Below are 12005 nucleotides of genomic sequence, written 5' to 3'. Positions count from 1 at the left end.
GTATTATGACAGGTTTAATTATAAAACGTTTAGTCTGTGAATTGGTTTTAATAAATGACTAATGTTGTTAAACCAGGGAATGTTAATAGTTTTAAACATCAGGTTTAATATCTGCCTTTAATTAATAATTTTACTTTTTTTAACACATTAACACTTATGAGCACAGTAAATATTCCAAGGCTTGATCTGAATAGTTATATCAATGGCAATGCTGAAGACAAAAAGCGTTTTTCGGACGAGATCGGAAAAGCTTTTAATGAAACGGGGTTTGTCACCATTACCAATCATGGCTTGAGCAAACAATTGATTGATAAACTTTATGAGCAGGTAAAAGAACTATTTAAACTGCCCGAGGCCACAAAATTAAAATATGAAAAAGCTGAGCTGGCCGGACAGCGTGGTTATACAAGCAAAGGAAAAGAAACAGCAAAGGGTTTTAAAGTTCCGGATCTGAAAGAATTTTGGCAGATAGGGCAAACCGTTACCGATAACGATCCGGTTAAAAATGAATATCCTGAAAACCTGGTAGTAGAAGAACTGCCTGAGTTTAATCCAACAACACGTGAAGTTTATCAAAAACTTGAAAATGCGGGTAAATATCTGCTTCGTGCTATTGCAGTTTATTTAAACCTGTCAGAGAATTATTTTGATGATAAAGTACATAACGGAAACTCCATCCTGCGTACTTTACATTATTTCCCTATTGAGAATCCTGATGCGCTTCCTCCTGATGCAGTAAGAGCAGGGGCCCATGAGGATATTAACCTGATCACCTTATTAATTGGCGCCAGTGCCGACGGACTTGAATTACTCACCCGTGAAAACGAGTGGTTCCCGGTTAAAGCGCATGGCGAGGATGTAGTGGTAAACGTGGGCGATATGCTGCAACGTTTAACCAATAACAAACTAAAATCAACTACACACCGTGTGGTTAATCCGCCGCGCGAGCAAATGAAAAACTCACGCTATTCGGTGCCGTTCTTCCTGCATCCAAAATCTGATATGGATTTAACAAGCCTGCCATCCTGTATTGATGCACAACATCCTAAAAAATATAGCGATATGACAGCCGGCGAATATCTGGATGAACGCTTAAGAGAGATAGGGTTGAAGAAGTAGTTTGCAGTTTTGCGAATTCTTTAAATATCTTAGCGGTAAAATGTTACTGCTTAATGCAATTTAAACGCGCGGGTAATTTTATTTTAAACAAGCTCAGAAATGAATTACCCGCTCATTTATCATATCACGGTATTGATCATACACTAGATGTATATGCCGCTGCCGAAAGAATAGCAAAGGAAAAGAGCATCTCAAATTATGAACAAAAGCTGCTGCTTACTGCAGCACTGTTCCATGATTCAGGATTTATAAAACAGCGTGAAGGACATGAAGCAGAATCATGTTATTTCGCCAGGCAGTATTTACCGCTATATGGTTATCATACTGCAGAAATTGAATTTATATGCGGAATGATCATGGCTACACGTATACCACAGTCGCCACAAACGTATCTTGAGGAAATACTGTGTGATGCTGATCTGGACTATTTGGGTCGTGATGATTTTTTTAGCACCGGCAATAAGCTGTTTGAAGAGCTAAAATTTGAAGGCTTAATCAAAAACGAAAAAGAATGGAACAAGTTGCAGGAGGGATTTATGATGACACATCACTATCACACCGCAAATTCTATAAAATTAAGACAGACGAAGAAGGAAGAATATCTTAATTTAGTAAAATTAAAAATTTAAATATCAATTACCTTAAATGGGAGCCAGTAAATATCCAATCATAGCCCATGTAAAAGATGCTGCATATATTATCTCAGGTATTTTAATATGCGGTTTTGCACTAAAATGTTTCCTTGTACCCAATGCCTTTTTTGATGGAGGGGTAACAGGCATATCCTTACTTATCCACGAGTTATATCATATTGATATCGCCCTGGTAATTGTAATCGCCAACATCCCTTTTATTATTATGGGTATATTCCAGGTTAACAGCAGGTTTGCGTGGAAAACTTTTGCTGCAATTATTGGAGTTGGTGTATGCCTGCAATTTTTCCCTTATCCACAGCCAATAACGCACGATAAATTGCTGGTATGCATTTTTGGCGGTGTTTTTATGGGTACGGGTATAGGTTTGGCCATACGCGGCGGGTGTGCGCTTGATGGGATCGAAGTTTTGGCGCTTTATACCCTAAAAAGAAGCAGCTTTACTGTTAGCGAAATCATACTTGGAATAAATGTACTCATTTTCTTAATTGCAGCTATCCAATTAGGACTTCCAACAGCGTTGTACTCTATCATGACCTATTATGCAGCTTCGCACACCATAAATTTTGTAATAGAAGGGCTCGAAGAATATACTGGATTTACCATCATATCCGGCCAAAGCGAATTAATAAAGGAAAAGCTGGTGATGGACCTTGGTCGTGGAATTACCATTTACAAAGGCGAACGCGGTTTCTTAAAAGGAAGCTACGAAGTAAGTCATCCTGTTGATATTATTTTTACCGTAGTTACCAGATTGGAGATAAGACGCCTGAGAAATATCGTCCAAAGTATCGATCCGAATGCTTTTATGTTTACGGGCACCATAAAAGAAGCCGCGGGAGGCGTATTGAAAAAACGGGCAAGGCATTAAAACTTAGTTGGATTGAGTTGATTGGGTTAGAATAAGTTGATTGGTTATTTTGCCGGAATCTAACTTAATCAACCACTCACTTAATCAACTATCATGCTTATTCTACAACCTCATAGATCATCACAGGCTTAGCTTTATTTTTTAGGCTGACCTCGCCAATTTTTTCACATTTAAATGATTCTTTGGCCATTTCGTAAACATCTGCGGTTATGATGATTTGTCCGGCCTTAGCTGTTGATTGTAATCTTTGGGCCAGGTTCACTGCGTCACCTATTACAGTATAATCAAGCCGTTTGAGTGAGGCTGACCCGATATTACCCGATATCATCTCACCCGAATTAATACCGATAGATACTTCAGGTTTGAATACCTTGTCATTGGCAGTAAGTCCTTCTACATCCTTGATATGCTCCCTGGCCGCCAACGCAGCGTCAATAGCCCTGTCCAAATGGAATTTACCTCTGAAAACTGCCATCACCGCATCGCCCATAAATTTATCCACATGGCCATTCTGAGCTATCACCTCCTTTACGATAAGATCAAAAAGTTTGTTGATGATAGTAACCACCTGGTCGGCCGGTGCATTCTCCGTTATAGCAGTAAATCCACAGATATCAATAAACATTACGGTAGCCTGTACTGTTTCATTTTCGAGCAGGCTTTTTTCGTATTCCTTGCTCGTCATAAAATTCAGCACATTCTCATCCACATACATTTTCAGAATATTGTTTTCTTTTATGGCTGCAAGGGTGGCCCGTGTTTGTACTACATGCTGTATGGTTTTTTCAATCGTCACATCCAAATCTTCAAAATCAACCGGTTTACATACAAAATCAAATGCTCCCCTGTTCATGGCCGTGCGTATGTTTTGCATATCGCCGTAAGCCGAGACCATTACGGCTTTTAAAATAGCGTTCGACTCAGCCAAACGGTTCAGTAAGGTCAGGCCATCCATAACAGGCATATTGATGTCGCTCAGCATCACATCAACATCCGGGTGATCTTGTAATTTCTGCAGGGCATCCTCGCCGTTATTTGCAAAAACAAACTCGTAAATATTTTCCCTGATCTTGCGTCTGAACTTTTGTTTAACCAAAAGCTCCAGATCCGCCTCATCATCAACTACAAGTATTTTGGCCATTATTCGACAAGTATTTTAAGTTTTTCTTTTAACAAGCTAAAATCCAGCGGCTTGGTTAAAAAATCATTTGCACCATTCCGCATCGCCTGGTTGCGGTTTTCCTCATCGCCATAAGCGGTTATCATCATCACAACGGGAGGAGGTGTCTCATACTCATGCCTGATGCGCGATAACAATTCAATGCCCGTCATGCCTGGCATATTAATATCCGAAAGTATCAATACGATTTCTGAATGTGCAGTATGCAAATAGTTCAGCGCATCTTCACCCGAAAGGGCAAATGAAAAATCATATTCGCCTGTTTTTATTTCTTTTCTAAAACGCTGTAAAAAAAGTGATTGCACATCTACTTCATCATCAACGACTAATATTTTCATAATCAGCTAAATATAAGAAAGTTTTACCCTATGCCGGAATTTTAACTACAAATTCAGTGTATTCACCCTCTTTGGTGTTAATATCAATACTACCACCATGCGCCTTTACTACAATGTCATAACTCATTGATAATCCCAGTCCCGTTCCCTCGCCGGTTGGCTTGGTTGTAAAAAACGGCTGCATGATCTTATCCTTGATAGATTCAGGAATACCGGTCCCGTTGTCTTTAACTTTAACTGTAATAAATTTTTTCTCGGTGGATGTGGTTACTTCAACGGCTGGTTTAAATTCCGCGCCTAATTTCTTATGTTTTTGCTGTACTGCATAAAATGCATTAGTAAACAAGTTGAGCAATACCCGGCCAACGTCCTGAGGCACCATATTCGCCTTAGGTATTGCGGTATCAAAGTGAGTTACCAGGTCAGCATTAAATGATTTGTCTTTAGCCCGCAAACCGTGATAAGCTAATCTTAAATATTCATCAGCAAGTACATTAATATCCGTTGGCTCCTTTTGACCGCTGCTCGCTCTCGAATGCTGCAACATCCCTTTTACAATACCATCGGCACGTTGCCCATGATGGCGTATTTTCTCAAGATTTTGTTTAATATCGGTTGCAATGGCTATGGCTTCTGCTTTATCGCCCTTATTTAGCTCTTCTTCCATTTCATCCACTAGTTCCATACTCACTTCTGAAAAATTATTGACGAAGTTTAGCGGGTTTTGAATCTCGTGAGCAATGCCTGCTGTCAGCTCACCCAATGAGGCCATCTTTTCGGATTGAATCAATTGATTTTGGGTCGACTTTAACTCTTTTACTATTTCCTGTAGTTCTTCTTTTTGTTTAGACAGTTCAGTTGTGCGTTCCTGCACTAATATTTCCAGCTCAGCTCTGCGTTCAGTACTGATTCTTAATTCTTCTTCCTGTTTTTTAGAAGTTGCCCATTTGCCAAATATCCATGCAAAAGCAACCACCGTAGCCCAGCTAAAATAGTTATCGTATTTTTCATAAAAATCTGAGACAACAAACAAGGCAATACTGTTTATCAGCCCCATTACGATCAATGGGACATTTGCTATCAAATAAGGCCGTTGCGATTGAAAATCCGGCTCTCTGTTAATGTAAAATAAAAGGCCGAACAATATAGCTGCGCCAACAAGATGTTGAAAACCATCATCCAGGCTAAAAGTTAATATACAAAGGGCAATTACTGACCATGTTGCTACAGTAATCAAACTTCTCCATTTGGGATAGAGGAGCGAAAATCTAAGTGATTTTTTTAAACGATTTACCAGTAAAAATGCGGCCAGGAAATAAAATACAAACATACTTTAGTATAAATTCAATTTCGAATCTAAAAATAGTTATTTAAACCTAAGAAAGCGGCAATGCTATCGTAAATTCAGTGTATTCGCCCTCTTTAGTATTTACATCGATCTTCCCCTCATGCCCTTTCACTACAATATCATAACTCAATGATAGTCCTAAACCAGTACCTTCCCCTGCAGCCTTTGTTGTAAAAAATGGCTGCATGATCTTGTCCTTAATAGAATCGGGGATGCCGCCACCATTATCCTTTACTTTTATAATGATCTGCCCGTTTTCTGCCGAACTACTTACGGAAACTTCAGGCTGGAAATCCGGTCCCGCCGTTTTTTGTTTTTGCTGAATGGCATAGAATGCATTGGTAAACAAATTGAGCAATACGCGCCCTATATCCTGCGGCACTATAGTTATCTCAGGTAGTTGATCATCAAAATGAGTTACCAGTTCGGTATTAAATGATTTGTCCTTCGCACGCAAGCCATGGTAAGCTAAGCGGAGGTATTCATCAGCTAATTTATTGATATCTGTTGCCTCTTTTACATTACTGCTTGCCCTGCTATGCTGAAGCATCCCTTTCACAATTCCGTCGGCACGCCTGCCATGGTGGTTTATTTTTTCTTCATTTAATTTGATACTGGCCGCTACCTCCATGGCTGCCTTAGTATTGCCTTTTTTTAACTCCTCCTCCAATTCATCTATCATCTCCTGATTTACTTCAGCAAAATTATTAATGAAATTCAGCGGGTTTTGTATCTCATGAGCGATGCCGGCAGTCAGCTCACCCAACGAGGCCATCTTTTCAGACTGGATTAATTGCCTTTGTGTCAATTTCAGATCAGCCAGTACCGTATTGGTTTTATCGCGCTCCTCCTCTATCATCTTTTTTTGTTTACTTAACAGGATATTAGCTTTTTGTTTCTGGCGGTTATTCCTGTATAATGCCACCACTGTAATGCCAATAAATATTAGCACCACCAATGCTCCCACCAATAAAGCGTATTGCAATTTTTTCTCCTGGTTAAGTGTTGCTATCTGTGCCTGTTTTTTAGCCAGATCGTAATTGTATGACAATAGACTAGCCTTATTGGACACCTGCACATTTGACATACTATCACGATAATTCACATACAGGTTTTGATATTTAAAGGCGTTGGCAAAATCCTTTTTTAATGCGTAAGCGTTTGTCAGTACCTCGCTATTATCCCGCATAAACTCTATGGTGTTGGTTTTAGATGCAGCATCAAGTCCACGTTTACCATAATAAACAGCACTATCAGGTTTATTGAGCTTAATATAGGCCCGCCCCAATATGCCATTTATCCATGAAGCGCCTTCTGTATCATCAATCTTTTCAGCAAGATGCAACGCATGGAAAGCATATTTTAAAGCCGAAGGCATATCTCCTATCCGCACATACACATCTGCCAGGTTGCTTTCAATAAGCTCAGTACGATAAGGTGTCAGAACCCCGGTAGCAAGTTCTTCATTATAGGCTTTAATAGCTTCAGGATAATTGCCTAACAAACGGTACCGTTCGCCTATATTATTTAATAAATTGCTCGCTAAATCTTTATTGCCCAATTGTTTATTAGCCTCCAAAGCTTTTTTATAATAGATAAGCCCGTTTTTATGATCCCCTAAGGCAGTGTAGATAGTGGCCAGGTTAGCCCATGATTGCGCTAAATTATTTAATAAATTTGCCTCCTCTGCCGTTTTGATCGACTTTAATATCCATTCCATAGCCATAGGATAATTGCTGAAGGATGTCATATAAACACCTGAGACGATTCTTTGGCAACGGGATATTAAATCTTTATTACCCAGTTTTTCAGCTATAGAATCGGCCTTTAAATCAAAGGCGAGTGCTTTTTGATTATTTGTAAGCAAATTTAATCTCGCCATTCCTATCATATATCGCACTAAAAGCTCCTGGTCATCCGTCCTTTTTGCTATTACATACACTTGTTGTAACAAGCCATTAGTTTCCGCTTTACGGCCTTGCCGGGCTATTGCAAAAGATTGATTCACAAGTGCATTTCCTTCACCAACAGGATAATTGATCCTGCGCGATATCATCAACGCTTCTGTAGCCAGCGAATCGATCTTTGCATTGGGCAGAGAATTAAACTGACCTAACCTGTTCAGCCGGTTTACCCTGAAGGTATCCTGCTGGGGGTGATTTTTTAATTCCAATTCTAATTTTTTGATCTCCCGTTCCTGCCCGTAGGCTTTTACAAAACAGATGATGAGTGCAAGGCAAACCAGTACTTTTTTCATGTGATCTATTAAGTTAGAATAGTTAATTTAACAATGAATTCTGAACCCTCTCCCTCCACACTTTCTACATTAATGCTCCCTCCGTGTCCTTTTACCACAATATCATAGCTTAACGACAAGCCTAATCCTGTTCCTTCACCCGTCGGTTTAGTAGTAAAAAATGGTTGCATGATCTTTTCTTTAATAGCATCAGGAATACCAACGCCATTATCTTTTACTTTGATGATCACACTCCCATTTTCGGTAGAAGTACTTACTGATACCTCCGGCTTATAATCAGAGTCTGTATTTTTTTGTTTCTGATTTACGGCATAAAAGGCGTTATTAAATAAATTGAGCAATACCCTGCCAATATCCTGTGGTACTACATTTACTTTCGGCAGGTTTTCATCAAAGTGGGTTTTTAGTTCTGCATTGAATGATTTGTCTTTGGCTCTTAAGCCATGGTAAGAGAGTTTTAAGAATTCGTCGGCTAATACATTTATATTGGTTAGCTGTCGCTCCCCTGTGCTGGTGCGACTATGTTGCAACATCCCCTTTACAATAAAATCTGCACGCTTTCCATGATGATTTATTTTCCCTTCATTTTGCTGGACATCATCGGCGATAGATATCGCTTCATCTACATTGCCATGCTTCAATTCTTCTATTAATTCCTCAATCATTTCTCTGTTTACTTCTGAAAAATTATTGACAAAGTTTAATGGGTTCTGTATCTCGTGGGCAATGCCCGCAGTCAATTCACCCAGAGAGGCCATTTTTTCGGATTGGATGAGTTGGGTTTGGGTTGATTTTAACTCAATGAGCGAATGTTTTAATTCGGCAGTACGTTCCTCAACTTCTTTCTCTAGTTCAATTTTCTGCTGCTCTATTAACTGGCTTCGTTCCATTTCCTTTTCTTTTGCAAGACGTTCCTTATCCAAGGCCTGCTGCGCATTTTCCTTTCTAAGTTGCATAAATTGCAAAATTAAAACCCATGAAAAGAATAGCGCGAGCCACATCACACATATCAAATTTGCAGCATTAAACCAGCCACTCAGCCATTTAATAAAATTTGGGGGACTGACCCCAAACCTATCTGCCATGAATGCATACGAATCTAATAACCCAAATCCAAAAGCCCAATTCACACTTGCCGGGATAGCTGATATTAGTACAACCCTTGTTAATTTATCAGCACCTTTTATGAATTTAAAATAAGTGATCATCAACATAAAAAGCCCTATGCTAAATAATAAGTCAGATAATGAACTTAAGGTCCCGCTCCATTTACCAGTCAAATAAGGTTCGATGAAAAAGCTGCATAGGGCTTCTGCCATTTGACTGATGGCAATAAATTTAAGCGCTTTATCCCAAACCGGAAATCTATCAAACGTTCTAAAAAAATATCTGCTAAATTGTATAATCAGGAAAACTCCAAAGCAATTGACAATAGCCACAATGACGGATCGAATAACAGGGAGGGTCGGAAAGATAAAGTCACTCAGAAAATAATCACCGTCAAAATAAAAGTAGAAAAGAAATAATGAGAAGTATAGGTAAATCCTCCTCTTTTCTATGAAATAAAAAAACAAATACAATAAAGAGCCGAATATAAGAATACCAGTAAAGAGAATACTCAAATCCCTATAAGAAATTCCGTACTGCCTTCCAATATAGTTCTCCTGGATTACTCTATCGGTATAGCCAATTTCAACCTCTATGCGTTTGGGCTTGTTAAAGTAATAATAGTTTTTCAACCGGTTATAAATCATCACTTCTTCACCAGGAAGAATGGCAATGGGTATGCTATTTATTTTTTTTAAACCATCTGATTTATCATTTGGATAAAGTGTCCCTGTTACGTAATGGGTCCATTTATTAAATTCATTAGAAATATAAAAATCAGACTGATCAGCCTTACTTACATTAGTGAGGCATACCTTAACTTTTGTATTCATTAAGTTTTTCAACCGGTAGCGAATCCAGAAAAAATGGTTACCGTAATTTATGCCCTCTATCCTTGTGTAATTGGCAACGAATTTTTCCGATATAGGTGATCTACTGACCTGTTGAATTTCCAATTTACCTGTATTATCTTCAATCAGTTGCGTGTATTTATCATCAATAAATTGATAGGTGGCCGTATCAGTTGTGATAGGGAAAACTGGGGGTAATTGGCTCTGCGAAAATACTTTGTTTGCTGAAAGCATTAGCAACAGGATAAATACCTTTTTCATGATACTTAATTTGATGGCAATGAAATAATAAACTCTGCGCCTTCTCTTTCTTTGCTGACGATATCCAAAGTGCCATTGTGCCCTTTTATAAGGATATCGTAACTCAAACTCAACCCCAGCCCAGTGCCCTCGCCTGTTGGTTTGGTGGTGAAGAAAGGTTGCAGTACCTTTTCTTTAATGGCATCGGGTATACCAATACCATTGTCTTTTACTTTGATGATGACCTGTCCGTTTTCAGTTGAAGTAGTTACCTTCACTGCAGGTTTATAATCTTCACCTAATGTTTTCGATTTTTGGTTTACCGCATAAAAAGCATTGTTAAACAGGTTGAGCAGCACACGGCCAATATCCTGCTGCACTACGTTTACTTTGGATAGGTTTTCATCAAAATGGGTGATCATTTCTGCATTGAATGATTTGTCCTTGGCTCGTAAACCATGATAGGAGAGTTTTAAGAATTCGTCGGCTAATACATTTATATTGGTTAGCTGTCGCTCGCCGGTACTGTTGCGCGAATGTTGCAGCATTCCTTTCACTATAAAATCTGCACGCTTACCATGCAGATTTATTTTTTGCTGATTATCTTTAATATCAGCTGCAATCGTTTTTACATCTTCAAAATTACCCTTGCCAATTTCCTGCTCCATCTCATCGATCAATTCAGTATTTACTTCAGAGAAATTATTGACAAAGTTCAGAGGGTTCTGTATCTCATGAGCAATACCTGCCGTTAACTCACCCAATGAGGCCATTTTTTCGGACTGGATAAGTTGGGTTTGTGTGGTCTTGAGTTCGGCTAAAGTTTTTTTCAGGGCTTTGTGCTGGGTTTGTATTTGTTCGTTCTGTTGCTTTAACAGGCTATTTGCCTTTTTCCTTTTTTGATTTGCATATAGTAAAATTGATGCAATTAGGACAAACACACCCAAAATCCCTACTACCGCATATAAACGAATGCGGTTTTGATAAGCTATTGCGGCAGCTTCCTGCTCATGTTTGCGTTGTTCTTCGTTGAATGCTAAATTTTGTACTTGTAGGGTCTTTTGCTGACTGAACAAACTATCCTTTGCTTTGATCATGATCTGCTGATAATCAAAAGCCTGTTTAAAGTCGCTTTTTGATAGAAATACATCTGCCAGCAATTTGGTCACTAACTGCACCTGGTCGGGATTTCGGGCAAGTTTTGCCTGTTCAAACGCTTTTTTTGCGAAATCAATGCAGGAATCAACTTTATTTAAATGCTGATAGGCCTCAGCAATTCGGCGGTAATCTTCACTTAATAAATAATGGTTATTGTTGCCTGGAATACTTTTGATACTCTTATTGTAGAAATCAATAGCGTGGGCATAATGGCCTCTTTTAAATTGTATAATACCAAAATTGCGTATTAAATAGCCTAGATTATGGTTATTATTGCTTTTTAAAGCGAGATTATAAGCCTTTTGAGTATAAAACAATGCCGAATCGAGTTCATCATTGTCCACAAAAGATCTTGCGACATTATTGTATTCTATCAACGCAAGATCATATAGATGTGCTTTTTCTGCAATTACCATTGCCTTTTTATAATTCTCCTTAGCTTTTTTGTAATCCTTGAGGATATTATAAGTTAACCCGATGTTATTATAGCATTGGACAATTACATTGTAGTCTTTGATCTGTATGGCTTGAGGCAGCACTGCAAATGTTTGACGTAAAGTCCCTGGCAAATCACCCTGGATATTAAGGTAAGTAGCAATCCCTGCAAGAGCACGCACTTCTCCATTTTTATAATGAATTTTCCGGGACAAGGCAAGGCTTTGCTTCATACAGAGCATACCAGAATCAGTATTTGAAGTGAGGTATACCTTCGTAGCCTTTTCCTGAAGCAATTCTACCAGGGTAGTATCCTGCTTATTTTTTTGATATGCTTTCTGTAAACTATCTACTTTGTTTTTTTGAGCTGCTGCAAACTGACAGCAAGCCATCAAAAAAATCAACAATAAAAATAAATTTTTACCGGCAAGGGGGTACTTCTTCATGA

At 38.7% G+C, this 12005-nt stretch carries 9 protein-coding genes; 3 read left to right on the top strand and 6 right to left on the bottom strand.

What is annotated here, in order from left to right:
- Window positions 1-156: 156 nt before the first annotated feature.
- From ACPPVU_RS03750 to ACPPVU_RS03740, 3 genes are read left to right on the top strand one after another with little or no spacing between them, the layout of a single operon-like run.
- Entirely contained in the window at window positions 157-1119 is a 963-nt protein-coding gene (locus ACPPVU_RS03750) for an isopenicillin N synthase family dioxygenase (RefSeq protein WP_426670361.1), read from the top strand.
- Window positions 1120-1172: 53 nt separating this feature from the next.
- A complete protein-coding gene (locus ACPPVU_RS03745; RefSeq protein WP_426670360.1) occupies window positions 1173-1748 on the top strand; it encodes an HD domain-containing protein in 576 nt (191 codons plus the stop codon).
- Between the two features lie 16 nt (window positions 1749-1764).
- Window positions 1765-2643, top strand: a complete 879-nt coding sequence (locus ACPPVU_RS03740) for a YitT family protein (protein ID WP_426670359.1) — start codon at window positions 1765-1767, stop codon at window positions 2641-2643.
- Between the two features lie 97 nt (window positions 2644-2740).
- Here the strand turns inward: ACPPVU_RS03740 and ACPPVU_RS03735 are convergent, their stop codons facing one another.
- Genes ACPPVU_RS03735 through ACPPVU_RS03710 form a run of 6 tightly spaced genes read right to left on the bottom strand, consistent with a single transcriptional unit; the run spans window position 2741 to window position 12003 of the window.
- The gene (locus ACPPVU_RS03735) at window positions 2741-3784 is read right to left on the bottom strand and encodes an adenylate/guanylate cyclase domain-containing protein (RefSeq protein WP_426670358.1); all 1044 of its coding nucleotides are present in this window, start codon (window positions 3782-3784) and stop codon (window positions 2741-2743) included.
- Window positions 3784-4161, bottom strand: coding sequence for a response regulator (locus ACPPVU_RS03730; protein ID WP_426670357.1), 378 nt, complete (start codon window positions 4159-4161; stop codon window positions 3784-3786). Before ACPPVU_RS03730 ends, ACPPVU_RS03735 begins: the two co-directional genes overlap by 1 nt.
- 28 nt (window positions 4162-4189) lie before the next feature.
- A complete protein-coding gene (locus tag ACPPVU_RS03725; protein WP_426670356.1) occupies window positions 4190-5491 on the bottom strand; it encodes a sensor histidine kinase in 1302 nt (433 codons plus the stop codon).
- Between the two features lie 46 nt (window positions 5492-5537).
- Complete coding sequence (locus tag ACPPVU_RS03720; protein ID WP_426670355.1) at window positions 5538-7766, bottom strand: tetratricopeptide repeat-containing sensor histidine kinase; 2229 nt, start codon at window positions 7764-7766, stop codon at window positions 5538-5540.
- An 8-nt stretch (window positions 7767-7774) separates the two neighbouring features.
- Window positions 7775-9985, bottom strand: coding sequence for an ATP-binding protein (locus ACPPVU_RS03715; RefSeq protein WP_426670354.1), 2211 nt, complete (start codon window positions 9983-9985; stop codon window positions 7775-7777).
- A 5-nt stretch (window positions 9986-9990) separates the two neighbouring features.
- Window positions 9991-12003 carry a tetratricopeptide repeat-containing sensor histidine kinase gene (locus tag ACPPVU_RS03710; RefSeq protein WP_426670353.1) on the bottom strand — a complete coding sequence of 671 codons (2013 nt, stop codon included), beginning with the start codon at window positions 12001-12003 and terminating at the stop codon, window positions 9991-9993.
- Between the last annotated feature and the right edge of the window lie 2 nt (window positions 12004-12005).

The sequence above is a fragment of the Mucilaginibacter sp. McL0603 genome, assembly GCF_049992945.1.
In the GTDB taxonomy this organism is placed as follows: Bacteria; Bacteroidota; Bacteroidia; order Sphingobacteriales; family Sphingobacteriaceae; genus Mucilaginibacter.
This window is presented reverse-complemented; position numbering and strand designations above follow the sequence as displayed.